Here is a 25086-nt window from a genome sequence, read left to right as displayed (position 1 = left end):
TGCCTGGTTGTTGCCGGGCATTTTTTTGGCCGGCGCGATAGGACATGATCGATTATCCCGTAGGCGCTGCCTCGCTTTGTGTACATATCCATTGCTGCGGTCACGGCTTCTTATGCTTCCGCCCTTACGGCGGGTCACTTTCGAAGAGCCTGCGCGGCCCGGCGAAAAGTAACCAAAGCGCTCTTGCCCCACCACTCGGCACCTCGCCCAGGCTCGGTGTGCCCTCACTCCGGCATCCTTGCCGGTTTCCCCGCTGCGCAACGCCTGCGTTCGGCCAGCGTGGTTAACGGGGCGTCCGTTTTCACAGTCCAGATCCAGAAAACAGAACCCAAAAAAAGGGCCGCCGCAACCCGACGTTGCGGCGACCCCGAGGGTGACCTTGATTACCAAATACACACACCCTACCAACATCAAAAAACCATCAATGGGCCCCAGCGGCCTTGTTCAAATCACTCTCAGCCCACTCCGTATAAACACAAGCATCCGCAGTAGCCCAGCGCACCTGCACCGGATCACCGGCCTTGAGGGGCATGCCCGCAGCCGACAGCGCCTTCACAGTCATCGAAGTCCCGCCAGCGGTCACCACACTGCAAGTCTGGCTCTCACCCAGGAACAACACCTCAACCACCTTCGCCGACACCTCATTCCAACCCGCCGCCAACGGCTCGCGGATAGCCTCATCGACACTCAATGCCAGCGCCTTCTCCGGACGGACCATCAACAACACATCCTGATCCGTCTGCAACCCGGCCGTCAGCCGAATCGACAGCGCCTGGCCCTCAAACGTGGCGACCGCGTTACCCTGCGCCTTGAGCTTGAGGAAATTCGAATTACCCAGAAACGACGCCACAAACGCATTCGGCGGATTCTGATAAAGATCGTAACCACTGCCCAGCCCGACAATCTTGCCATGACTGAAAATCGCAATGCGCTGGGACAGCCGCATCGCCTCTTCCTGATCGTGCGTCACGTAAACGATTGTGATGCCCAAGCGCCGATGCAGCTGACGCAGTTCATCCTGCAAGTCTTCACGCAGCTTCTTGTCCAGGGCCCCCAACGGCTCGTCCATCAACAGAATTCGTGGCTCGTAGACCAGCGCCCGGGCGATGGCGACGCGCTGCTGCTGACCGCCAGACAGTTGCGAAGGGCGGCGATGGGCGAATTGTTCCAGCTGCACCAGCTTGAGCATGGCATCGACCCGACGCTCGCGTTCGGCGCTGGCCAGCTTGCGAATGGCCAGGGGGAAGGCAATGTTGTCGCGCACCGACAGATGCGGGAACAGCGAGTAACGCTGGAACACCATGCCGATGTCACGCTTGTGCGGCGGCACATTGACCAGCGATTGGCCTTCCACCAGGATTTCCCCGCTGCTCGGCGTTTCGAAGCCGGCGAGCATAGACAGCGTGGTGCTTTTGCCAGAGCCGCTGGAGCCCAGGAAGGTGAGGAATTCGCCGTCCTTGATGTCCAGCGAAATGTCGTCCACGGCGGCAAAATCACCGTAGTATTTGTTCAGGTTACGCAGGCTCACCAAGGGCTTGTCGGTGTGCTGGGCGCTGTCTTTGATCACGGCACTCATGTCGTACTCCTCGCGCTCACGCGCTGATTTCATTACGCCGGCGAACGGCGGCGGCGATCACCATGACCAGCACCGAGAGGCCGATCAGCAGCGTCGAGGCGACGGCGATCACGGGCGTCAGGTCCTGGCGCAGGGTGGTCCACATTTTCACTGGAAGGGTTTGCAGGGTCGGGCTGGCCATCATCACGCTCAGCACCACTTCATCCCAGGACACCAGGAACGCAAACAGGGCGCCGGCGACCATGCCCGGACGGATCGCCGGGAACGTCACTTTGAATACCGCCTGCAGGCGTGAGGCACCACAGATCACCGCCGCGTCTTCGATCGACTGGTCGAACAGCTTCAGCGAGTTGATGATCGAGATGATGGTGAACGGCAGCGCCACGATCACATGGCTGACCACGAACGCGAACATCGTCCCGGTGTAGCCCAGCTTGAGAAACAGCGCGTACACCGCCACCGCGATGATCACCAGCGGCACGATCATCGGCAGGGTGAACAGGCCATAGAGCATTTCCCGTCCCGGGAAGCGTCCGCGCACCAGGGCAAAAGCAGTGGGCAGGCCCAGCGCCACGGCGAAGAAGGTGGTGAGCACCGCGACCTTGAGGCTGGCCAGCGCCGCGTTCATCCAATCGGGGTTGGAGAAGAACTGGCCGTACCATTTCAGCGTCCAGCCCGGTGGCGGGAACACCAGCCACTGGGAGGAGCCGAACGACAGCAGCACGATGAACACAATCGGCAGCAGCAGGAACAGCGCGATCACACCCGTGGTGAAGTACAGGCCGAAACGCATGCGTCGGCTCATCGCATTGGGAGTCAGCAGCATGACGGCTTACCTCGCGTTGCTGGCGCCAACCGGGGATTCCGGCTGGAGCTTCAGGTAGAAGTAGAACAGCACCAGCGTAATGACGATCAGCAACGCGGCGCCGGCGCTCGCCAGGCCCCAGTTGAGGAAGGATTGCACCTGCTGGATGATGAACTCGGGCAACATCATGTTCTGCGCACCGCCCAGCAATGCCGGGGTGACGTAGTAACCGAGGGACATCACGAACACCATCAGCCCGCCCGAGAACAGCCCTGGCCGGCACAGCGGCAGGAACACCCGGAAGAAGTTGGTCCACGGACTGGCACCGCAGATCGACCCGGCCTGCAGGATCATCGGATCAATGGCCTGCATGGTCGCCTGCAGCGGCAGCACGATGAACGGGATCATGATGTAGCTCATGCCGATCACCACGCCGGTCAGGTTGTGCACCATTTCCAGTGGCTGATCGATGATGCCCATCGCCATCAACGCCTTGTTGATCACCCCGGATGCTTGCAGCAGCACCAGCCAGGAGTAGGTGCGGGCGAGGAGGCTGGTCCACATCGACAGCAGCACGATGTTGAGGATCCAGCGCCCCCAGCCACGGGGCACCAGGGTGATCGCCCAAGCCAGCGGGAAGCCCAGCAAGAGGCTGAACAGGGTCACCAGGCCCGCCACCGAGAAGGTGTTGAGCAGCACTCGGGCATAGGCCGAGTTGGCGAACAGTTGTTCATAGTTGCCCAGGCCCGGGGTTGGTTCCAGCACGCCGCGCAGCAACAGGCCGATCAGCGGAGCCAGGAAGAACAGACCGAGGAACAGCAGGGCGGGCACCAGGTTACTGGCGCCACGCCAACGCTGCGCCAGCGTCGGGGTTTGCGTCATCGCGGCGGCCTTGGCGGCAGCGCTCATGGCGCTGCCGACTGGCGCAGACGAGCTGGATGCGCTTGCCGTCATTTTCATTTGACCAGCCATTCGTTCCACCGTGTCGCGATCGCCGGACCATTCTTGGCCCAGTACGCGAAGTCGAGAGTGATCTGATCCTTGGCATAGGCAGTCGGCAGATTAGGTGCCAGCGCCGAATCCAGGCGCGCCACGCTGTCGACGTTGACCGGCGCATAGGCCGTCAGGTTGGAGAAGTCGGCCTGGCCTTTGGCACTGCTGGCGTTGGCCAGGAACTTCATGGCCGCGTCCTTGTTCTTCGAGCCTTTGGGAATGACCAGAATGTCGGCCATGACCAGGTTCTGTTTCCAGCTCACGCCCACCGGTGCACCATCTTCCTGCAGGGCATGAATGCGGCCGTTCCAGAACTGCCCCATGCTCGCTTCACCGGAGGCCAGCAATTGCTGCGACTGGGCTCCGCCGCCCCACCAGACGATGTCTTTCTTGATGGTGTCGAGTTTTTTGAAGGCGCGGTCCAGGTCCAGCGGGTACAGCTTGTCGGCGGCGACGCCATCAGCGAGCAATGCCAGTTCCAGCACGCCGGGGCTTGGCCATTTGTAGAGGGCGCGCTTGCCGGGGTAAGTCTTGGTGTCGAACAGCGCGGACCAGTCCTGGGGCTTGCTGGCTCCCAGTTTGCCTTCGTTGTAGCCGAGCACGAAGGAGAAGAAGAACGAGCCTACGCCGTGGTCGGAGACGAACCGCGGGTCGATCTTGTCGCGCTGGATGACCTTGAAGTCGAGGGGTTCGAGCAGGCCTTCGGCGGCGGCGCGCAGGGCGAAGTCGGCTTCGACATCGACCACGTCCCATTGCACGTTGCCGCTTTCGACCATGGCTTTGAGTTTGCCATAGTCGGTCGGGCCGTCCTGGACCACGGTGATGCCGCTGGCCTTGCTGAACGGATCGGCCCAGGCCTGCTTCTGCGCATCCTGGGTGCTACCGCCCCAGCTGACGAAGTTGACGCTTTCAGCCGCCAGCAACGCCTGGCTGGTGGCGCTCAGCAGTCCCGCAAAAAGAATTGCGGTTGCACGTTTGTTCAACACCATTTTTACGCCCTCATTGTTGTGTTTATGAGCGGGGCTTTGCAGTGCCCGCCTATCGGGAGCAGTAGGTCCGTCGAGCCTGTAAGATCGTCCGGTCTATGGAATATCATATTATGGTATTCCAAACTTTGTGCAAGCACTTTGCCTTACCGGCTATCTGCCGGGAGCGCAGCGCCATTCAGGCAGAGCGCGCTCACTCGATATAAGGAATGCTCTCCACCACCTCCAGGTCGTAGCCGGTCAACCCTGCATACTTCAGCGGCGGCCCCAGGTGGCGCAATTTGCCCACGCCCAGGTCCTGCAGGATCTGCGCGCCGGTGCCTACTTCAGAATAGATCCGCGATTGCGATCGGTTGAACTGGCGTGGTGCCTGGGTCAGTTGCGGAATGCGTTCGAGCAAGGCCTGGGAAGATTCATGATTGGCCAGCACCACCACCACGCCGCAACCTTCTTCGGCCACTCGCTGCAGCGCCGCCCACAGCGTCCAGTTGGAAGGGCCGCTGTACTCGGCGCCCACCAGGTCACGCAGGGGATCGATTACATGCACACGGACCAGCGTGGGCTCATCGCGCTGCAACTTGCCCATTACCATGGCCATGTGCACGCCGCCTTCGATACGGTCCTCGAAGGTGATCAGGCGGAAGGTGCCATGCACCGTGGGCAATTCCCGCTCGCCAATGCGCACTACGGTGTGTTCGGTGCTCAGGCGGTAGTGGATCAGGTCGGCGATGGTGCCGATCTTGATCCCGTGCTTGCGGGCGAACACTTCAAGGTCCGGCCGGCGGGCCATGGTGCCGTCGTCGTTCATCACTTCGACGATCACCGATGCGGGCGTGAAACCGGCCAGGCGCGCCAGGTCGCAGCCGGCTTCGGTATGGCCGGCGCGGGTCAGCACGCCGCCTTCCTTGGCTCGCAGCGGAAAGATGTGGCCGGGTTGCACCACATCCGTCGCCACGGCATTTTTCGCCACCGCAGCGGCGACGGTACGGGCCCGGTCTGCCGCGGAAATACCGGTGGTAACGCCGACGGCGGCTTCGATCGAAACAGTGAACGCGGTGCTGAATACGCTGCCATTACTGGGCACCATTTGTTCAAGACCCAGGCGCTGGCAATGCTCGTCGGTCAGCGTCAGGCAGATCAGCCCGCGAGCTTCCCGGGCCATGAAGCTGATAGCTTCGGGGGTGCAGCAATCGGCGGCGAGCAACAGGTCACCTTCGTTTTCCCGGTCCTCGTCGTCGACCAGCAGCACCATCTTGCCGAGGCGGTAGTCTTCGATGATTTCTTCGATGCTGTTGAAGGCCATGGGGGATTCTCAATGGTTAATGGGATGTGGTATACCATAATACATAACTATTGAGAGGTCACCATGAAGGCGTACTGGATTGCACACGTAAACGTTACAGATCCCGCTCAATACGGCCAATACACCCAGCGGGCGCCGGCGGCGTTTGCGTTGTATGGGGGGCGAATATTGGCCCGGGGAGGACGCAATGAAGCGATGGAAGGTCGACCGACCCCCCAACGCAGCGTCGTCATCGAATTCGATTCGTATGAGCAGGCAGTGGCGTGCTATCGGTCAGAGGAATATCAGCAGGCGCGGGCCCATCGTGAGGGCGTAGCAGAGGCAGATGTGATCATCGTCGAAGGAATCCCCCCGGCATGACCCGGGTTATGCCGGGGGCTTGTGTCTGGTCGTTAAAAAACTATCAGCGGATGAAGTGAATCTTCCCGGTATCGTCGTTACCGATGTAGATTCCGTATACCCCAGCCTGACGCTCCTCGATATAGCGCTCGAGAATCTGCCGGATCGCCGGATAGTAGATGCTCTCCCAAGGAATATCCTCAGGCGCAAAGAACTTGTAGTCGAGGGTCTCTGGCCCGTACTGCCCGGTAATGTCCAGGGCAATGGCGCGGAAGATGATGTACACCTCACTGATCTTTGGCACGCTGAAAATCGAGTAGGGCGACAGAATCTCGGCACGCACCCCGCTTTCTTCCCAGACCTCGCGCAACGCAGCCTGCTCGGTGGTCTCGCCTCCTTCCATGAAACCCGCTGGCAGTGTCCAGGTGCCAGGACGGGGCGGGATGGCGCGCTGGCACAACAGGTACTTGCCGTCCTGCTCGATAATGCAGCCGGCGATGATCTTCGGATTGACGTAATGGATGTAGCCGCAACCACAGCACATCAGGCGCTCGTGCGTATCACCCGGCGGTAGCTGCGACTTGAGATCACTGGCACCACACTTTGGGCAATAGCTCGGGCTGAACATGATTAGCGACCTATGCGAGGTTCTTTGAGGGCGATCGGCAGGGTAATGACCGGGACTTCACCGGTTTCTTCCTGCTTGCGCTTGAGGTAATCGAGCGCCACGGCGGCGGCTGCGCGAACGTGGTCGACGCAGGCCTGGTGCGCGGCCAGTGGATCGCCGCTCTTGATCGCCTCGACCATGCGTTCCATTTCCTGGTTGCTCGCGCCGCGGCGGTTCTGCTGGGACACCGAGGTCGCCCGCAAGTAGCTGATCCGTGCCTGCAACTGGCGCAGTTGGGTGGCCGCGACATGGTTGCCCGAACCTTCGAGCAAGACGTCGTAGAACCCTTGCACTGAATCGATGACCTGTTGCAGTTCGCCATCCTTGAGGGCCTTGCGGTTTTCCTCCAGCGCTTTTTCCAGTGCCTTGATGTTCTTGGCCTTGGCGCGCAGGGTAAACAGCTGGACGATCAGGCCTTCGAGCACGCAACGCAGCTCGTAGATGTCTCCCGCATCGGACAGGGTGATGATGGCAACCCGCGGGCCCTTGGCATCGGCGAATTCCACCAGGCCTTCGGATTCGAGGTGACGCAAGGCTTCGCGAACGGAGGTGCGGCTCACGCCCAGGCGGTCGCACAGGTCGCGCTCAACCAGACGGTCTCCCGGCAGGAGCTGGAAGTTCATGATGGCGCTTCGCAGTTTATCCAGCACGATTTCGCGCAGGGTAACGGGGTTGCGATTGACCTTGAAGCTGTCGTCGAGTGGCAGGCGTTTCATGGGGTCCGCTCTGAGTGTGGCTGTCCATGCAAAAGGAGCACTGCGATCATGACGATCATCGGTGCTCCGGTCAGATCAAACAGCCAAGGGTTAACTGGAGGCCTCGGCATCGGCTTCGGCGAAGGCTTCACGGGCGAGCCGGAAACTGTCTACGGCAGCGGGAACGCCGCAATAAATACCGACCTGAAGCAGAATTTCGCGTATTTGTTCACGACTCAGCCCGTTACGCAAGGCACCGCGCACATGCAGCTTGAGTTCGTGCGGCCGGTTGAGCGCCGAAATCATCGCCAAGTTTATCATGCTGCGTTCTTTAAGCGACAAGCCCTCACGCCCCCAGACGTGGCCCCAGCAATACTCGGTGACCATCTCCTGCAGCGGACGGGTGAAGTCGTCGGCGTTCTCGATGGAACGCTGCACATAGGCCTCGCCCAGCACCTGGGTGCGGATTTTCAGGCCTTTTTCGTACTTTACGTTGCTCATTTCACTTGTCTCCAGCGTTACCCCTGCAGGAGCTGCCGCGGGCTGCGATCTTGCTTTTGAACAGCAAGATCAAAAGATCGCAGCCTCGTTTCGCTCGACAGCTCCTACAGGGCTTGATTCAAAGGCCGCCCATCAGGGTGTATTTGAGTTCCAGGTAATCTTCGATGCCGTATTTGGAGCCCTCGCGGCCCAGCCCCGACGACTTGATACCGCCAAACGGTGCAACCTCGGTGGAGATCAGTCCTTCATTGATCCCGACCATGCCGTACTCCAGCGCCTCGCTCATGCGCCAGGCGCGGCCCAGGTCGCGGGTGTAGCAGTAGGCGGCCAGGCCGAACTCGGTGTCGTTGGCGAGGTGGATCGCCTCGGCTTCGGTATCGAAACGGAATACCGCCGCCAGCGGGCCGAAGGTTTCTTCCCGGGCGACTTTCATCGTACCCGTGATGCCGGCCAGCACGGTGGGCTGGAAAAAGCCGTGGCCGAGGGCATGCCGTTCGCCGCCGCAGAGCAACTGTGCACCGTGGGCTAGGGCGTCCTGCACATGGTCTTCTACCTTGGCCACGGCGCGTTCGTTGATCAGCGGGCCCTGGGTGATGCCGCTGTCGAAACCGCTGCCGACCTTCAACTGCGCCACGCGCTCGGCCAGCCGGGCGACGAAGGCGTCGTGGATGCCGGCCTGCACCAGGAAGCGGTTGACGCACACGCACGTCTGCCCGGCGTTGCGGAACTTGGCGATCAATGCGCCTTCCACCGCACGCTCCAGGTCGGCATCGTCGAAGACGATGAACGGTGCATTGCCGCCCAGTTCCAGCGAGACTTTTTTCAGGGTCGGCGCGCATTGCGCCATCAGCAGTTTGCCAATCCCGGTGGAGCCGGTGAACGACAGTTTGCGCACCAGCGGGCTGGCGGTGAGTTCGGCGCCGATGGCGACAGCGTCGCCAGTGATCACATTGAAGATGCCCGGTGGAATGCCCGCCTGTTCAGCCAGCGCGGCCATGGCCAGGGCCGAGAATGGGGTTTCCGGGGCGGGCTTGACGATGCACGGGCAACCCGCCGCCAGCGCCGGGCCGGCTTTTCGGGTGATCATCGCGGCCGGGAAGTTCCACGGGGTAATGGCCGCGACAACGCCGATCGGTTCCTTGCTGACGACGATGCGTGCGTCGCCTTTATGGCTTGGAATAGTGTCGCCGTAGATGCGCTTGGCTTCCTCGGCGAACCATTCGATGAAACTGGCGGCGTAGAGGATTTCGCCCTTGGCTTCGGCCAGGGGTTTGCCCTGTTCGAGGGTGAGGATGTGGGCCAGGGCGTCGGCGTTTTCGATCATCAGCCCGTGCCAGCGCTTGAGAATATTGCTGCGCTCTTTGGCGGTCAGTGCACGCCAGGCCGGCCAGGCCTTGTGGGCGGCTTCAATCGCCTGGCGAGCCTGGGCGGCGCCGAGGTTGGGCACCTGGCCGATCAATTCGCCGTTCGCCGGATTGAAGATTTCCTGAACGGCGCCATCTGGCGCATCGAGCCACTGGCCGTCGATGTAGGCCTGTTGGCGGAACAGGGGGGAGGATGCTGGGCTCATGCCGACTCCTGAAAAAATGAGTAAATCAACTGTAGGAGCGAGAACAGTCTTCGCCCTGTGGGAGCGAGCAGGCTCGTTCCCACAGGTGGATCTGAGTGCGGGAAAAATGTCAGGCCAGGGTGGGCAGCGGGCCCAGCTTGCCTTTGTGGTAGATCATCGGCGTGACCGGCTGCTCGGGCAGGATCAGGTTCTTCACCGCGCCGACGATGATCGCGTGATCACCGCCGTCGTACTCGCGCCACAACTCGCACTCGATGATGGCCGTCGCCTTGCCCAGCAAGGGGTTGCCCAGCTCGCTCAAGTGCCACTCGATACCCTTGGCCTTTTCCTTGCCCTTGCTGGCAAAGGCATAGGCTTCGGCCGTCTGGTCGGCGGACAGCAAGTGAATCGCGAACTGCTTGCTGTCACGCAGGATCGGGTAGGTGTCCGAGGCATAGTTGGGGCAGAACAGCACCAGGGCCGGGTCGATCGACAGCGCACTGAAGGCGCTGGCGGTGATGCCGACGATGCCGCCATCCGGGTCCAGGGTGGTGACCACCGTGACGCCGGACGGGAATGAGCTCATGACGTCTTTGTAAATGCCGGGTTCGATCATGTCTGTGGTCTCTTAGCGCATCACGAAAGGATCAGGCATCGGAGCCTGGGAGAGGTTGATCCACACCGTTTTCAGCTCGGTGTAGGCCAGCACCGAATCGATGCCGCTCTCGCGTCCATAGCCGCTGTTCTTGAAGCCGCCGATCGGCGCCATAGCCGACACTGCGCGGTAGGTGTTAACCCAGATGATCCCTGAACGAACATCCCGGGCGAGACGATGGGCACGACCCAGGTCGCGGGTCCAGATGCCGGCGGCGAGACCGAACTGCGAGTCGTTGGCTATCGCCAACGCCTCGGCTTCGTCCTTGAAGCGAATGACCGAAGCCACCGGGCCGAAGACTTCTTCCTGCATGATCTTCATCGAGTTGGCGTCGCATTCGAACAGGGTCGGCTCGTAGAACCAGCCGTCGCCGAGGTTCTGCGGGCGCTTGCCGCCCAGGCGCAGGCGGGCACCTTCGGCAATGGCGTCAGCCACCAGGCCTTCGACCACCGCCAGTTGCTGCGCGGTGGCCATCGGGCCCATCTCGCTGCTGTCTTCCTGGGGGTTGCCGATGCGAATGCGCTTGGCGCGCTCGATCAGGCGCTCGACGAACTCGTCGTAGATGTCGTCCTGCACCAGCAGGCGCGAGCCCGACACGCAGCTCTGCCCGGAGGCGGCGTAGATCCCGGCAATCGCGCCATTGATCGCGCTGTCGAGGTCGGCGTCGGCGAAAATGATGTTCGGCGACTTGCCACCCAGTTCCAGGGACAGTTTGGCGAAGTTCTCGGCACTGCTGCGCACCACGTGACGGGCCGTGGCCGCGCCGCCGGTGAAGGCGATCTTGCGCACCAGCGGATGGCGGGTCAGCGCTGCGCCGGTGCTTGGGCCATAGCCGGTGACGACGTTGACCACGCCCGGTGGAATGCCGGCTTCGAGGGCCAGGCGCGCCAGTTCGAGGATGGTCGCCGAGGCGTGTTCCGACGGTTTGATCACGATCGTGTTGCCGGCGGCCAGGGCCGGGGCCAGCTTGATGGCGGTCAGGTACAGCGGGCTGTTCCACGGAATGATCGCCGCCACCACACCCATGGCTTCGTGCACGGTGTAGGCAAACAGGTCGGGCTTGTCCAGCGGCAGGGTGCCGCCTTCGAGCTTGTCGGCCAGGCCTGCGGTGTAGTGGAAGAACTCCGGCAGGTAGCTGACCTGGCCGCGGGTTTCGCGGATCAGCTTGCCGTTGTCGCGGCTCTCCAGCTGCGCCAGTTGTTCCTTGTTCTCGGCGATCAGGTCACCCAGGCGGCGCAGCAACTTGCCCCGGGCGGTGGCGGTCAGGCCACGCCAGGCCGGGCTGTCGAAGGCGGTCTGTGCAGCTTGGACGGCGCGTTCGACATCGGCTTCGTCGGCATCGGGCAATTCGGCCCAGGCCTGGGCCAGCGCCGGGTTGAGGCTTTCGAAGGTCTTGCCGGACAGGGCATCGACCCATTCACCGCCGATGCACATCTGGAAGCGTGCGAGTGTCATGCAACGATCCCCTTTATTTGATTTTGTCGGGAGTGCGCCGTGTCGAGAAACTCCAGCAACAGCTGGTTGACCAGGCGCGGCGATTCTACGGGCATCATATGCCGTTGTTCGGCGAGCACGGCAACGGTCGCACCGGGAATTCGCCGCGCCAGTTGCTCGGCCATTTCCGGGGTGGAACCGGGGTCCAGCTCACCGGTGGCGATCAGCGTCGGCACCTGGATGCTGCCCAGGTCGTCGGCGCGGTACATGTCCTGGGTGGCGAACAGTTCATAGGTGGTCAGGTAGCCCTGGGGATCATTGTTCGCCAGGGTCTGGCGCAAGGCCGCGATCTGCGCCGGGTTGGCCGCCTGGTACTCGCGGCTGAACCAGCGCGACAGGGCAGCTTCGGCGTTGGCATCCGGGCCGTGCTCGGCCGCTTGCGCGGTGCGGGCAATGACGCCGGCGCGCTGCTCGGGGCTGCGGTTGAACACGCTGTTGAGCACCACCATGCCCTCCAGGCGCTCCGGGTAGTGCAGGGCAAACGCCCGCGCTACCAGTCCGCCCATGGAGAAGCCGATCACCGTCGCCTTGGGCAATTGCAGGTGGTCGAGCAACTCCAGCAACTGATCGGCATATCCGAGCAGCGGCGTGCCGCTTGCCGGGCGCGGGCTGGCGCCGTGGCCGAGCATGTCGTAGGCAATCACGCGGTATTGGGTGGCGAGGCCAACGACCTGGCCGCCCCACATTTCTTTATTCAGGCCCACGCCGTGGATCAAAACCACGGGCTGGCCTTGGCCGGTCGCCAGGTAACTGGTGCCAGCCGGGGTGCGTTCAGCGGTGAGCCGAATCATGGAGCGCTCCTGCATGCCTTTTTGTTGTAGTTGCCCTGTGCGATTACTGGGCGTTTTCAGCGGCCAGTTCTTCAAGATCGATGTAGCGGTTACCAATGCGCGGGTGCAGGCGGCCGCCGTCGGCGCAGCCCAGGACCACGACGATTTCATCGGCGCGCGGTGCATCTTCGATCTGCATTTCCAGGGTGATGTAGTGCGAACGCAGGCCTTCGTCATCCTTGTGCATCATCGGAATCTGGATCGAAGTGCCCGGGCCACCGCGCTTGTTGGTGAAGCTCAGGTAGCTCTTGGCTTTCACGGCTTCGCGGTAGTGATTGCCGAAGCGCAGGGTGTGGATGACGGCGGAGGCGTGCTCGATCTCGCCATCGGCGCCGACTACAGCGGCCTTGCCGTATGCTTCGATCTTGTCGGCACCGCCGATGATGCCCACCAGGCGCTCGACCATCAGCGCGCCGAGGTCGGAGCAGTTCTCGCGGATCTGCGGTTTCAGGTCCTCGACGAAGCCATTGCCCACCCAGGGATTCTTCATGACGACGGCCAGGCCGACCATAGTCACGGGTTTGTCGGTGGCCTTGCCGCCTTCGATGAAAGTTTCTTCGACGTAGCTGACGATCTTGCGGATTTCGAAACTCATGAGCTGCTCCGTAATAGGGTGAGAGTGTCTGTGCGTCTGATGGTATACCATAATACTGGAAGCACAAGTCCCTGGAGCGAGTTTCTGGTCGGATGGTTTGAAAGAGGGGATTAGCGGGGATTGCAGGAAGGGGACAGATGATGGATATCGTGGCTGGACGTGCGTTATCGCGAGCAAGCTTTGTTAGCAGCGGAGGAGCCGCGTAGGAGCTGTCGAGTGAAACGAGGCCGCCGGTGCTCGCACTGATATCAGTCAGGCTTCAAATCGCTTTTCTTCTGCTCTCCCATCTGTTCCTTGAGTCGCCGCAGTGTCGGCGATTCGCCGCCGGTCAATTCGATTTTAAACTCGGCAAAGGCATGCTCCAGTGCGGCGTACTGCTGCAAACCTTCTTCGGTGAACAGGTAGCGTCCGGGAATGTCCCCACTCGGCACGGCTAGGGGCAGGTACTGGAATGCTTCGCCGGTGCGCTGGATCGCGCCGCTCAATTCTGTAGCAGGGGCAAATTTATTGACAAATACTTCGGTTGGCTTCGACGGCGCCATCTCGGAGATGGAATAGCGCGGGGCTCGCTGCCCACTGCCGCGTAAAGAGGTGCTGTTGTACAGCTCGGTACTTGAGGCGGCGGATGTTCGCTCTACAGACACGTTTTGCGTTGCACCACGAACGGTGGGCGATGCCCTCGTCCGTCGGAACGCCTACCGCGAAATAATCCCATGATCAATCGCGTACTTCACCAACGCCGCCGGCTTATCGATATTCAACTTGCGACGAATACTCAATCGATGCGTCTCAACAGTCCGCACGCTGATATCCAGTTCCCTTGCCATTTCCTTGTTGTTCAACCCCTGAGCCATTTTGTACAGCACCTGACTCTCCCGTGGTGTCAACTCAGTGTCGGTGTTTTTGTCGGCGATCAGGCGCTGGGCGATTTCGGCGCTGTAGAAGGAGCCGCCGTTGGTGATGGCGTCGATGGCGGCGATGATTTCCCGGGAGGGTGAGTTTTTCAGGACGTAGCCGCTGGCGCCGGCGCGCACAGATTCGCTGACGTATTCGTGATTGTCGTACATGCTCAGCACCAGCACTTTGAGCGCCGGGTAGCGGTTGCGCAGCAGCCGGGTGAGTTCCAGGCCGTTCATGTCCTTGAGGCCGATGTCGACCAGTACCAGGTCGGGTTGGCAGCGTCCGATCATGTCGATGGCGTCTGCGCCGTTTTCGGCTTCACCGACGACTTCCAGGTTGGCCATGACGGACAGCAGGGCCTTGATGCCGTCGCGGACCAGGGAGTGGTCGTCGACCAGGGCGACGCGGATCGGGGAGGGCAGGTTCATCGCGGCTATTCACTCTTGTTGTGGTGGTGATCAGCGGGGAGCGCCGGTGGGTTTGAGGGGCAGCAGTACGTCGAGTTCGCTGCGGCCCGGTGTCGATGTCAGGGTGAACTGGCCGCCGAAGTGGTCGACTCGCTCGCGGATATTACGCAGGCCAATGCCGGTGTGGCGACGTTCGACCTGGGCGACGTTGAAGCCGATGCCGTCGTCGACCAGGGTCAGGCGCACGCCCTGTGGGCAGCCGTGCAGGGTGATGTCGACGTTGCTGGCCTGGGCGTGGCGTTCGATGTTGGTCAGGCCTTCCTGGACGATGCGAAACAGCGAGACGGCAGCGCCGTCGACAAGGTCGCAGGCGAATTCGTTGTCGTTGTAGTTCACTTTCAGGCCGCTGCGTTGTTCGAATTCGGCGGCGAGCTGGCCGATTGCGGCGGGCAGGCCGAGGGTGTCGAGCAGGGATGAGCGCAGGTCATGGGACAGGCTGCGCACTTCGCCGATGGCTTCGCCCAGGCGTTCGGTGGCTTCGCGCAGGATGCCCAGGCCGCGGTCCTGGCCGTTTTCCAGCACCAGGCTGGCCAGTTCGAACTGGAACTTGATCGACACCAGCACCTGGCTGATGCCGTCGTGCAGTTCACGGGAGACCCGGGAGCGTTCTTCTTCCTGCAGGCTGACGATGCGTTGGGTCAGGCGCTGGAGTTTTTTGTCGGCGAGGCGGTGTTCGCTGACGTTGAGGGTCATGCCGCTGGCGAAGACCAGCAGTACCGCGACCAGGGCCACGGCGGCGATGGCGAGCATGGTTTTGCGGATGCCTTGGGCAACTTCGTCACGGGCTTGCTGGGTGGCGCGTTCGACGTCTTCGAGATAGATGCCGGTGCCGAGCATCCAGCCCCAGCGGTCGAGCATGATCACGTAGGCGAGTTTGTCGGTGACCTGGCCGGAGGAGGGTTTGTTCCAGGCGTAGCGCTGGAAGCCTTCGCCGGATTGGGCGCTTTTCAGCAGGGTCTGGATGACCGGCAGGCCGTGGGGGTCTTGCATGTCCCAGAGGTATTTGCCCACCAGTTCGGACTGGCGCGCGTGCATCAGGCTGCGGCCTTCGCGGTCGTAGACGAAGAAGTAGCCGTTGATGCCGAAGCTGAGTTTGCGCAGTTCTTCCAGGACTTTTTGCTGGGCCTGGGCGTCGCCGTGGCCGTCGTCGTAGAGGGGGGCGATGAGGCTTTGCGCCATTTCGACGTAGTTTTTCAGTTCGGCGCGCTTGCTGGCCAGGATGCTGTCTTCGATGAGCTGGGCCTGCTGGTCGCCGAGTTGGCGGTTGAGGGAGATCACCAGGGCGCAGATGACGGCGATGGCCAGGACCAGCGGCAGGATCCCGAGCGCGACGATTTTGTGTTTGAGCTGCATCTGGGCTCCTGTCCGGGCCGAGGGGAAAGCGAGGGCCCGGCATCATATGCCAAAGATACGCGGGTTCTGTAGCGCTGCTGGACGGAATGACCTGTAGCGGGGATTTCGATCAATTGAAATGCCAAACCCCTTGTGAGAGCGAGCCTGCTCGCGATAGCGGTGGATCAGCCAGCATCATTGTTGAATGACACACCCTATCGCGAGCAGGCTCGCTCCCCTAGGTAACCCACAGAAATGAGAATCTCACATCGGAAACACGGTGCTTGTAAGCAAGTAGATCCATTAGAAATGAGAGGCGCGTTGCATTAGATTAGAGAATCAGCCCGCAGACGTCGTCAGTATCGAGAATGGCCAATACAATTAGGATCGTGAGCGAAAAACTCTGTCGCGACCAAGCTGTAGCGCCAACATTTTGCTGGGATGCTAGAGATCGTGGGCAGGGTCACCTGGGCGTCGAGCCAGCCCATCTAGGGAGCAGACAGCAACCATTAAAATTTGGTTTGTATAAATGAGTTAACCGTCAACGAAATCATCACGCCTCATTTACCGCAGTGGCTTCTGATGTAACAGCTCCGTCGTAATGGAGCTCTTAACTTGTCTGTTAAGATGATTTTTAAAAGAAGTAATTGAAGTGCAGTGGCTGGTCAGTAGGAATTCATCGCGCATTTACGCCGGGTTTGAGTTTTCAGGTACTCCCTATGATGTCGCGAATAATCTCAATGTCCAGTAGGCTGTACCTTGAGCTTACGTGAGGCAGCTTTTGGAGATCAATGCCGACCTTAAGTAACGCTTTGAGCCCGTCGGTCAGAGGGGTTCTCAGAATTTCGAAGACTTCGTTGATGTTGAAAAGATGCGAGTCCGCGGCAGCCCTCTCGATATCAGATGGCGCTGTAATTGGGCGCACGTAGTTCTGCATTTGATATGACGTGTAGTTTGGCTGCGTTTTACGAAGTGCTCCAGTCAGGATGAATGTATATTGTATATTTCCAAAGGTGGCAGGTGCCATTACATTAGTCGATTGCTGGGTGTCTGTTTCGCAGACTAAATGATGGCGTTGAAGATGGCCAAGCATCACGAAGACCGTGGCTCGATGGTACAATTTTGGTTCAAAAAATGGATTTATTAATCGTATTCCGGCTGTTCTCATAAGGTGGTCGCCCAAATAGGTGGGTAAGCCGAGTAAAGTGCATAGCTCATCTAACAGAATGTATTGCTTCGCGAATTGCTCGGTCGCGGTCCGATCGAGAACGTCGGGAAGGAATGATCGAATAGGCATTGCTTGTACAGGACGAACAAACCAGCCCTGATTTTGCAATCGATCAACTGTTGATAATGAACACTGTAGCAGTGTGGCCACCTCATCCTTTGTAAGGCCAGCCAGATTTTCTGCGGATCGTTGATAGGCCGGACAGTACCCGGCGTTAGCTTGACGGATGATCTGGCAGCGTCGGGTTGCGTTGTAATGATCAGGGGATTGCTGTTCCATCCAACGGTCAAGATTGTAGTCTAAGACGGTTTCTACATCTTCCCGCTCATCACCAAACACCGCGCGCAGCATATTTCGGCGGCTAATCGTCGCGAATCGGCAGCAGTCATGCATTTGACAGGATGAATTATCGGTGTAAAGCCGGTGCAGAGCACGATTGGCAAGCCAGGCGACCGATGCAGTGCCGGAGTTTATCCACGGGGCCATGTGTAACGACCTGATAAATCCCGGATAGCGTGCCACCTGTGATGCAACGGTCATCTCAATATGCTCGATGACTTGTAACGGTAGGATGCAGCAGCTGTGATTATCAGCCCGTCGGCGCGCGTCCCACAGACTGGCACAAAGCTTGGAAAGGGCATACTTGGATGAAATTTCTTCGACGACCTGATGAGACTCAAACGGATCGGCCACGGCCGGCATAAAATCACCGATTACCCGGCAAGCCGCACTGCGCTGGAAGCCGCACCGGCAGTTGACCAACTGGGCGTGGTGCCATAACTCTTTAGTGTGACAGTGTGGGCAGGAGCTGACCAATACTATGCCATGCAGCAGGCACACTTCGAGATCAGGAAGGTCGTGAAAGATGGGCGACCGTGCGGCGTCAATACATTGGGGGCAATAGCGTAAGCTGTTGCCGCAAGCACCGCGGGGTAAATAGATATTGTCCACCTTGAAACTGCGTGGCTGCGGTAGTATGGAGTAAAAGACTCTACGTAAGTCGCCAGCGAGTAATGGCGCTTGCTTATCCACGATGTCGAGCAGTGGGGAGCTTTGGCCAAGCAAATCGCTCCAGTGGTGCGGTATTGAGGCGAAGTAGGTGCACATGTTACTCACCGTACCAAATCCGTTGTAGTGTGCCATACGCATCAATAAGCTTTTGGGGCTCTCGAATTCGGCGGGTTTTGGTATATAGCAGAGTTTATTCATATTTTTTTAGCAGCTTGGCACTAACCTCTGAAGAAGACATGCGGAAGGGATTGCGTGCTCGACAGAAATGGAGGTCGTCGGCGGCGCGGGCGAGGTCTTCAAGGGTGAATGTATTGTCCACGCGCGCCAGGGCGAGTGTCAGGGAGTCATTCAAAAGCATATTCAAATGGCGGAAGCTTCCGTCAGTGGCTAAGCAAATCGCCTTGAATGTAGCCTCTTGGGTGAGGCTGACCCGTTCAGCGAAATCTGCCGGCTCGATGACTTTTTGCTCAATCGCTTCAATTACTCTATGAAATTGGGCCGTGGCAGCTTTGTCAGCAAAGTCGAAATACCTCAGACGTTTGCGATAAGGGTAACGGTCGCTCAGTTCAGGGATGGTATCTATCAGTGTTTCAATTTTCGGCAGTCCAGCCAGCAAGATAGGGATCTTTGTCTGATTAAGGAGATGGTTGATCCACCGGCATACCCTTTTTTTTGTCTCAGTTGATCCCTGATCAAGGAGGCGGTGAAACTCGTCCAGGATAATCAGTTGTGTCTGGGTGACGATCAAGCGCTGGATGATCATTCCGGTCAAGGAGGGGCTACTGAAGCGCTCTAGCCGCTCACGATCCTCAAGGCCAAGTTTCAGCAGTAGCTCTACAGCCACGGCTTTGATGGTGGCTGTCGATGGCAACTCGATGAGTATGCAGGGCATTATCAGGATATGACTTTGTTCAGTATCGAGTTCGGTGGCGACTCTGACTTCCTGTTCGATCCGTTCACACAGCGTGGATTTGCCGACCCCTTGATCACCCAGTAGCATTATCGAAGTCGCTGCTTGCCGGTTCTTGGTCGCGCCCATGCTTTTTTGAGCCAGTGCGTAAGCCCGAGCGAATTCGGGGTGCCACACAACACACTGTGCAAGCGCTTTAAGTACTCGGGCTTGGCGCTCGGTACTTGTTGTCATGGTCAGTCTACCCTCCAGGGTTCTGGGTCGTCGGCATCCCAAGGATCTTCAAAGTCGGTGAGTTCAACGCTTGGTGGAGGCGCGTTGGGGGGTGCCTTCTGGCTACGCACGCGCTTTGATTTAGCCGCGATGAACTGGTCGTGATCCTTCTGCATGCGTTGGCGTAAATGCTCCAAAGCGATATGCGCCTCGTGGTCATCAAATTGTTTACCGTCAGCCGCTATCTCTTTCTGTAGCAGTTGATGCTCGAACAGGGTCAGGCCTGGTTGATAGTCTCTTGCGGTACCCCAAGCGGGTACCTTATCGCGCGGTGCAATGGGTGCCGCGACCCAGATCACACCCAGATCAGTCGGGTCGTAATAGCAGATCGCTTTTTCGCCCTTTCGCAGCTTGGCCTTGATCCTGCCCAGATTGGCTCCGGTCCAGGACAGCTTGAAGAATTGGGCGCGGTTGCCGCTGAGTGCGGAATATTCGATTCCGCGGAACAGCGCCTCCAGGGCTTTAGGCTTGAATTTCCGCGGGGGCAGTTGATTTTGCATCGCACGCTCCCAAGCCACCCGGGGGGGCATGTGCAGCGTGCCATGCTTTTTGTTGTGGTAAACGTCTTCCAGCCACTCGTGAAAATAATCTGCTAAGGACTCTACGGTGAAACAGGCGTGGCGTGTCGAGTCATAATCGCCGCACGCCTCGGGGTTGGAGAAGGTGGTGCCGTACTGCTCATGGAGCCAAAACTCGAAGGTTCGGAAGAAGCGCTCGATGCGCGCGCGAGTGTTGGGGCTTTTTGGCGGCGGCAATATCCACTTGATACCCAGGCGATCAACGATCGTGAAGAAGAGGCTATTGGCGTTTTCGGGACCACCATCACTGACCAGAACCTCCATAGTTCCGCGTTGGTACTCCTCGCCCGGGACGGCCACCACTGCCATCCGGATCGCTCTCAGCGTTTTCTCGCCGCACGGCGGCGTCAGTGACAATTCCCAACCGATGACCATTTCCGAGCACAGGTCAAAGATGACGGTGAGGCTTGCGATCTTGCCCAATACACGGCCATTTCGGTCAACGACTTCAATGTCCAAGGGGTGTGAATCGATCTCGCACACCTCCAGCGGCACGCTGGGCCGCGCTTGCTTACCGCTGAACTGATGCCGTTTATTAGCGGCTTCTGCGCCGAGATGCCGATAATCAGTCCGATAGCCGGCGCGTTTAGCGATCGCGCGGACGACGGTTGAGCGACAGGGGGCGCAGAGCAACGGTTCGCAGCCTCCGGCGCGTTGACGGTTGATGTTCTCGACGTAACCGTCCAATAACTCAAAGACACGGTGGACCGTGATGCGCTCCGCGCGAGACATGTATTGGTCTTCAATGATCGCGTCGAGCTTGGCCTGCACTTCAGCGGAGAGCTTTCGTCCGCGTGGCAGCGTGCTGGGCTGTTTGTACAGTGAAAATTCGTCGTTAGCGTTCGCTCGAAAACGCTGGACCCAACGGCACAGCGTCTTGTAGGCGGGGGGATGGGGGTCGTCGGTTTCAACCGCTATCCGAGCGATGATGTCCTTGGTTGCCTGCTCCGGTAAGCAGTTACCCTGTTCGCTTAATGCTGTGACGATATAGCGCTTTTTGCGTTTCGCTTCGATGACTTTGGGGTCCTCGGGATGCAGAAAGGCGATGGCATTGGAGCCATGTCCAGGCTGATCGGCGAACAAGGTGATGTTGCGCCGCTTGAGGTCGCTCATAAAAGAGTCAAAGCAGATGTGTATGACCCGCAGGTGCGTGACGGTCGAGAGGGTTACCAAGTCGTCATCGAGTTGGATCACTTCATAGACGATGTCGTCGATAAGGTATTGCGCACCGACGAGTGGGACGGCTATTTCCTTAGACAACATCTGAATCCGTATCCGGTCCTTGAATGACCAGGTTCAGGTTCAGCGCTTGACTCAGGTTGGCTTGAAGGCGTCCAAAGAACAGGCAGCTACACAGAGCCGCGAGGGAGGGCGCCGGGATGCTATTCAACACCTCCCTCACGGTCGCCGGCCAACTCAACTCTTGCACCAGTTGCAGGCACTTCCGGTACTCGTCAGGCGTAGTAGCCAAGCTACGCAGATACAACGACTGCATCGTAGCAAACGTCGGCCCGTGAACAGTGGCCCCCGTGACACAGTGGAACCGCCAGCCATGCTCCTGACACAGAGCGTCGAAAGCCATCAGGGTTTCAGTTCGTTGCGGTGTCAGGTTGGCGAAACTCTCCTGCACCTCGCAATAGCAACCACCGCCATCCTTGTGCGCAATCAAGAAATGGGGGGCGTAGCGGTGTTTGTTAGTGCCTGCTGCCCAAGCGAACGCATGGGGGAGCGCCCAGTACTGCTCAATGTCCGAGTCATGCTCCAGGCGCACACAGTAATCGGCCTGCAAGCGGGTCCCACAACGCAGTGAGCGGCGATTTTTGCGTGACGGAAAGGTCGTCGAAAAATTGCGATGTCCCGCTTTCGGCCAAGGGAAGGCGAGTAATGGATCACACGGCATGCTGTTAATACTGGCCAACATTTCCGACCTCCTTTAGGTGCCGAAGAGCTTGGGGCCTGCAGTGTTCATATTATTTAACGGTTGATCCAAAAAATCTAACCGACTCCAACCATGTAAAAAAACGCAACAATCGCTCTGATTCAGCTGTTTCAGACTCACTAAAAGATTTCGCATCGACCACGCCTCGGGTAGCGGGTAGCCAGCCGTGAGCAAAAGTCGTCGGTAGGGTCCATGATTTAACGGCGGTGATGGCACCTAGGCGAGGGGCTCATCTGATGTCGGACAACAAATCTGTTGGACAGCTTCGGGCGATTTTTTTTGGTCAAACGCTGACCGAAGTGGCGGGATGTGCCGCCACGGGGCCGGCCATCTCGCGTTGGGGTGACCCGTGGTGGGCGCGGCGCAGGGGACGTGCGGTCCCCGAGACGTTCAATCACAAATGGCCCGATTACCTCACCGGCCGATTGCCAAGAGACCCGCTGCGCGCGGCACTAATTGCGGACTTCCCGATGTTACAAACGGTGTTGGACGATCCGCTCTGGCCGCTGTTGCAGCGTATGGTGCACCCGTTGGAGGACACTGGCTGTTGGGCCGCGCAACTCCGCCTCAACGGACGCCCGCTTCGCTACTATTCCACTGCGCGCCTGCTACGGCTGTGCGGCGTGCCGGATTGGCGGCGACTGGCAGGCCTGCTGGCGCTGCTGGGCAGTGAGCGCAGTGCTGACTCCCGCTCGCGGTCATGGCTACGCCAGGTGTTCACCTCGTACCTGCTGTGCGCTTGCCTGGATTTGCCTGGACGGACCGATCCGTGTGCGTTGTACCGAGTCCTGGACCAGGCGAACCGTCTGGGCAAATTGGGCCGACTCGAAGACTGGCCGAGCTCAGCCGCAGACTTCCAACATCAGCTGGGTCGGTTGAAACGCATCCGGCAGCGTCTGCAGGCCAGAGGCTGGATTGTTGGGTGGGGGCTCAAGGAGCGGCTGTTGTTTTGGCATGTGCTGTGGAACCGGGCCACGTTGTTGCGGTTGCTCAGCGGTTTCCCATCTGTCGATTTGGCGAGACGTGATCTCGTCGCACAAGCGCGTTCTTGGTTTCGCCAGGCCCAACGCAATCGTGTCAGCTTTGCCGAAGCTCCGCCGGGGACTTGGTGCTGGTGCGATCCCACGCGAGGCAACACGGTCCCTTACGCCTGGGTCATAGCCGGGTCGTGAGCGTCTTGCCAAAAAGGAGCAGAAATGACCAATGATGTGAGCGATGAAGACATTTTTGCCGCCGCCGACGCGATCCTGGCCAGCGGCCGCAATGCCACCCCCGAGCGCGTGCGCGCGCAGTTGGGACGCGGCAACCCGGTACGGATCGGCGCGCTTCTGGACCAATGGTGGGCGCAACTGCTCGGTCGGCTGCGCCAGGATACGCTTCCCGCCACGCTCACACAGGCCTTGGGCTTGCTGTGGGAGCAAGCGACTGCACAAGGACGTCAGGACGCCGAACAGGCTTTAGCGCACCAGCGACAGGCGTGGGTGGAAGATCGCTGCGTGATGGAGAAAGCCTTCGCCAAGCAGCGTCAGGCCCTTGAGCAACGCTTGACCCAGGAGCGACAGGCGCTCGCCGATCAACGCCAACGCTTACTGAGAAGCAACGAGCAGTGGCGCGAACGTCTTCGGCAGTCACGCGAAACCGCCAAAGACGCGAAACGCGCCACACGGGGCGCGCAGAGGAATCTGGACAAGGCGCAGCGGCAATTGGCGTTTGCTCAGGCCGTCGAGGCGCAGCATCGTCGGCATGATCACGAGCAAGCGGTGGAGTTACACGCGATGAAACTAGAACTGTTTAGTCGTCCCTTATTGGTCACAGATCCTTCGGCCGCCGCATTCACGCCAGAGGGCGCCGGCGGTAACCTGTGGCGGGACTTCATGCCGCTGTTGGAAGCGACGCAATGCATTTTTGAACCGAGGTTCGATGAGTTGCGTCGCCTGTTAAGTGCAGAGTCCACAGAGCAAGGTTCTGCGTTGAGCAAAACCGAGCGAGACCGGTGCCTCGGGCAGTTGCTGGTTGACCAGCATTTACTTGACGAGCTTCGGCATCAGGCAACGGTTTACCAGCGTACGGTCGATCATCTCTTTTTTTACTTTATGCCGCTGTTTTTGGAAATGAGGAAAAAGTTAGGGGTTGACGCACCTTTGCGGCGTTCAACGCGGTAGCACCAACACCGCGGTGGTGACGCGGCGCACGGGTTCGCAGGGCCCGCTGAGTCACAGGGTGACCGAGCGATGGCTCGAGCTCGGTTGATTAGGCGTGAAGACGCTGGTCAAACACCTGCCGCCTCTGCAGCAAGCTTCGTCAGCCATCGCTGGCGGACTACCCACGCTCGACGGATGGATCGGTGTCTTCCTCCTCCAGCAGTCGGGTGGCCCGGCTGGACAACAGGGAACCGGCTTGAAAATAGCCCATGACGGTCGCGACACTGCGGTGTTCGGTCATGGCCATGACCTCGCCCAGAGGGACTCCCTGGCGCCCCGCCTCGGTGACAAAGCCGGACCGCAAACTGTGCGCCGCCCAGTCCCCAGTCAAGCCGGCCAGCGTCGCCCGGCGCTTGATCATCCGGGCCACCGCATCGCCTGACAGGGCGGTCTCCGTCACCTGACCGTATTTGCGCAGGCGACGGAAGATCGGCCCGCTGGGGCAGGGCGCGGCTTCGAGCCAGGCGTCGAGGGCACGCGCCGCGGCACCGCGCAACGGCTTTTCGCGGGTCTGGCCGCTGGTCTCGGTTTTCGTGGCCCCCAGCGTATACAGCCAGGTGTCCTCGTCCAGTCGGCGCAGGTCTTCTATTCTTAAGGTCACCACTTCCGACCTTCGGCGACCACCCCCGCTCCACGCGAGCAGCAGCAAAGCCTTATCCCGCACGCCGCGCAGGCCATCGGTACAGGTGGCGAGCATCGCCTGCAGAGGCTCGCGGGTCATCGCGGTTTTCTTGCGGACGCCGACGCCCTGGCGAACCTGGGCTTTGCCGGCTTCTTGGAGCAAGGTGACGACCGCAGAGGCGGCGCAGGGGTTGTCCCAGTGCTGGAGCTTGTGCCATTTGGCCAGGACGGCCAAGCGATGGCTGACGGTGTTGAAGGCCAAAGGCCCGGGCTTGCCTTTGACCCGGGCCTGGCACAAGGCCAAGTCTATGTTCGGTGGTAGCAGGTGGTGCCAAGTCCCGTCAGGTGTGGGGCGCGCCAAGTGATCGACAATGAATTGCACGACGACCGGCGCGGGGAGAGCACCATCGCCCAGCGCCCGGTCGTAACGCAGGTGCAACCAGACGTCCCAATAGGCCAAGGCGCTGCGGTAACTGCGCACGGTATTGGCGGCCGTGCCGGCGGCAATAAACGCCTCGGCGGCCGCTTGCGTGTGTTGGGCCAGTTTCGTGGGTTCGAGCGGCGTTTCCGTCGCTGAAATCGGTTGATTCGTATTATTTGATACGTCCACCGTATATTCCTAAAGTTGTTAGGTCGGA

At 59.9% G+C, this 25086-nt stretch carries 24 protein-coding genes; 3 read left to right on the top strand and 21 right to left on the bottom strand.

The features are described from left to right. Positions 1 to 421: 421 nt before the first annotated feature. From UB23_RS27790 to ribBA, 5 genes are all read right to left on the bottom strand, one after another. On the bottom strand, positions 422 to 1576 hold the full coding sequence (locus tag UB23_RS27790; RefSeq protein ID WP_045062808.1) for an ABC transporter ATP-binding protein: 1155 nt from the start codon (positions 1574 to 1576) through the stop codon (positions 422 to 424). Between the two features lie 16 nt (positions 1577 to 1592). Next, positions 1593 to 2402 (bottom strand): ABC transporter permease, encoded by an 810-nt coding sequence (locus UB23_RS27785; protein WP_045062806.1) that lies wholly within the window; start codon positions 2400 to 2402, stop codon positions 1593 to 1595. A 6-nt stretch (positions 2403 to 2408) separates the two neighbouring features. Further along, positions 2409 to 3341: an ABC transporter permease gene (locus tag UB23_RS27780; RefSeq protein ID WP_045062803.1), complete on the bottom strand. Its 933-nt coding sequence runs from the start codon at positions 3339 to 3341 to the stop codon at positions 2409 to 2411. Further along, a complete protein-coding gene (locus tag UB23_RS27775) occupies positions 3338 to 4363 on the bottom strand; it encodes an ABC transporter substrate-binding protein (protein WP_045062801.1) in 1026 nt (341 codons plus the stop codon). Before UB23_RS27775 ends, UB23_RS27780 begins: the two co-directional genes overlap by 4 nt. A 190-nt stretch (positions 4364 to 4553) precedes the next feature. Then, entirely contained in the window at positions 4554 to 5663 is a 1110-nt protein-coding gene (ribBA, locus tag UB23_RS27770) for a bifunctional 3,4-dihydroxy-2-butanone-4-phosphate synthase/GTP cyclohydrolase II (protein WP_045062800.1), read from the bottom strand. A gap of 63 nt (positions 5664 to 5726) precedes the next feature. On the opposite strand from ribBA, the gene UB23_RS27765 reads away from it, so the two are divergent. Then, positions 5727 to 6023: a DUF1330 domain-containing protein gene (locus UB23_RS27765; protein ID WP_045062798.1), complete on the top strand. Its 297-nt coding sequence runs from the start codon at positions 5727 to 5729 to the stop codon at positions 6021 to 6023. A 43-nt stretch (positions 6024 to 6066) separates the two neighbouring features. Here the strand turns inward: UB23_RS27765 and UB23_RS27760 are convergent, their stop codons facing one another. The 15 genes from UB23_RS27760 to UB23_RS27690 all read right to left on the bottom strand — a co-directional run bounded on the left by UB23_RS27760 (position 6067) and on the right by UB23_RS27690 (position 21608). Beyond that, the gene (locus UB23_RS27760) at positions 6067 to 6630 is read right to left on the bottom strand and encodes an NUDIX hydrolase (protein ID WP_045062796.1); all 564 of its coding nucleotides are present in this window, start codon (positions 6628 to 6630) and stop codon (positions 6067 to 6069) included. A gap of 2 nt (positions 6631 to 6632) precedes the next feature. Continuing rightward, a complete protein-coding gene (locus UB23_RS27755) occupies positions 6633 to 7385 on the bottom strand; it encodes a GntR family transcriptional regulator (RefSeq protein WP_045062793.1) in 753 nt (250 codons plus the stop codon). A gap of 90 nt (positions 7386 to 7475) precedes the next feature. Beyond that, positions 7476 to 7865 (bottom strand): carboxymuconolactone decarboxylase family protein, encoded by a 390-nt coding sequence (locus tag UB23_RS27750; RefSeq protein WP_045062791.1) that lies wholly within the window; start codon positions 7863 to 7865, stop codon positions 7476 to 7478. Between the two features lie 118 nt (positions 7866 to 7983). After that, complete coding sequence (locus UB23_RS27745; protein ID WP_045062790.1) at positions 7984 to 9435, bottom strand: NAD-dependent succinate-semialdehyde dehydrogenase; 1452 nt, start codon at positions 9433 to 9435, stop codon at positions 7984 to 7986. Between the two features lie 109 nt (positions 9436 to 9544). Then, the gene (locus UB23_RS27740) at positions 9545 to 10030 is read right to left on the bottom strand and encodes a flavin reductase family protein (RefSeq protein WP_045062789.1); all 486 of its coding nucleotides are present in this window, start codon (positions 10028 to 10030) and stop codon (positions 9545 to 9547) included. A gap of 12 nt (positions 10031 to 10042) precedes the next feature. Further along, positions 10043 to 11524, bottom strand: coding sequence for an aldehyde dehydrogenase (locus UB23_RS27735; protein ID WP_045062788.1), 1482 nt, complete (start codon positions 11522 to 11524; stop codon positions 10043 to 10045). Then, complete coding sequence (locus UB23_RS27730) at positions 11521 to 12354, bottom strand: alpha/beta fold hydrolase (RefSeq protein ID WP_045062787.1); 834 nt, start codon at positions 12352 to 12354, stop codon at positions 11521 to 11523. Before UB23_RS27730 ends, UB23_RS27735 begins: the two co-directional genes overlap by 4 nt. 43 nt (positions 12355 to 12397) lie before the next feature. Beyond that, positions 12398 to 12988: an amino acid synthesis family protein gene (locus UB23_RS27725; RefSeq protein WP_045062786.1), complete on the bottom strand. Its 591-nt coding sequence runs from the start codon at positions 12986 to 12988 to the stop codon at positions 12398 to 12400. A gap of 248 nt (positions 12989 to 13236) precedes the next feature. Next, positions 13237 to 13632 carry a hypothetical protein gene (locus UB23_RS27720; protein ID WP_152644333.1) on the bottom strand — a complete coding sequence of 132 codons (396 nt, stop codon included), beginning with the start codon at positions 13630 to 13632 and terminating at the stop codon, positions 13237 to 13239. A 51-nt stretch (positions 13633 to 13683) separates the two neighbouring features. Beyond that, a complete protein-coding gene (locus tag UB23_RS27715) occupies positions 13684 to 14316 on the bottom strand; it encodes a response regulator (RefSeq protein WP_045062784.1) in 633 nt (210 codons plus the stop codon). Between the two features lie 30 nt (positions 14317 to 14346). Beyond that, positions 14347 to 15708: a cache domain-containing protein gene (locus tag UB23_RS27710; protein ID WP_045062783.1), complete on the bottom strand. Its 1362-nt coding sequence runs from the start codon at positions 15706 to 15708 to the stop codon at positions 14347 to 14349. 685 nt (positions 15709 to 16393) lie between these two features. After that, positions 16394 to 18124 carry a TniQ family protein gene (locus UB23_RS27705; protein ID WP_082069264.1) on the bottom strand — a complete coding sequence of 577 codons (1731 nt, stop codon included), beginning with the start codon at positions 18122 to 18124 and terminating at the stop codon, positions 16394 to 16396. Then, complete coding sequence (locus UB23_RS27700) at positions 18117 to 19070, bottom strand: TniB family NTP-binding protein (protein WP_045062781.1); 954 nt, start codon at positions 19068 to 19070, stop codon at positions 18117 to 18119. Before UB23_RS27700 ends, UB23_RS27705 begins: the two co-directional genes overlap by 8 nt. 2 nt (positions 19071 to 19072) lie before the next feature. Next, entirely contained in the window at positions 19073 to 20950 is a 1878-nt protein-coding gene (locus tag UB23_RS27695; protein WP_045062779.1) for a DDE-type integrase/transposase/recombinase, read from the bottom strand. Then, entirely contained in the window at positions 20940 to 21608 is a 669-nt protein-coding gene (locus UB23_RS27690; protein ID WP_045062776.1) for a hypothetical protein, read from the bottom strand. The genes UB23_RS27695 and UB23_RS27690 overlap by 11 nt, the downstream gene beginning before the upstream one ends. 254 nt (positions 21609 to 21862) lie before the next feature. Here UB23_RS27690 and UB23_RS27685 point away from each other — a divergent pair, with 254 nt between their 5' ends. Together UB23_RS27685 and UB23_RS28085 are read left to right on the top strand one after the other, a co-directional pair. Further along, positions 21863 to 22798 carry a hypothetical protein gene (locus tag UB23_RS27685; RefSeq protein WP_152644332.1) on the top strand — a complete coding sequence of 312 codons (936 nt, stop codon included), beginning with the start codon at positions 21863 to 21865 and terminating at the stop codon, positions 22796 to 22798. Between the two features lie 24 nt (positions 22799 to 22822). Then, positions 22823 to 23788 (top strand): DNA-binding protein, encoded by a 966-nt coding sequence (locus UB23_RS28085; RefSeq protein ID WP_052673027.1) that lies wholly within the window; start codon positions 22823 to 22825, stop codon positions 23786 to 23788. 157 nt (positions 23789 to 23945) lie between these two features. Here the strand turns inward: UB23_RS28085 and UB23_RS27675 are convergent, their stop codons facing one another. Then, on the bottom strand, positions 23946 to 25058 hold the full coding sequence (locus UB23_RS27675; protein ID WP_045062771.1) for a site-specific integrase: 1113 nt from the start codon (positions 25056 to 25058) through the stop codon (positions 23946 to 23948). Positions 25059 to 25086: the final 28 nt, after the last annotated feature.

This window comes from Pseudomonas sp. ES3-33, assembly GCF_000952175.1.
Classification (GTDB): domain Bacteria; phylum Pseudomonadota; class Gammaproteobacteria; order Pseudomonadales; family Pseudomonadaceae; genus Aquipseudomonas; species Aquipseudomonas gregormendelii.
Note: the sequence above shows the minus strand (reverse complement) of the source record. Positions and strands in the feature narration are given on the sequence as shown.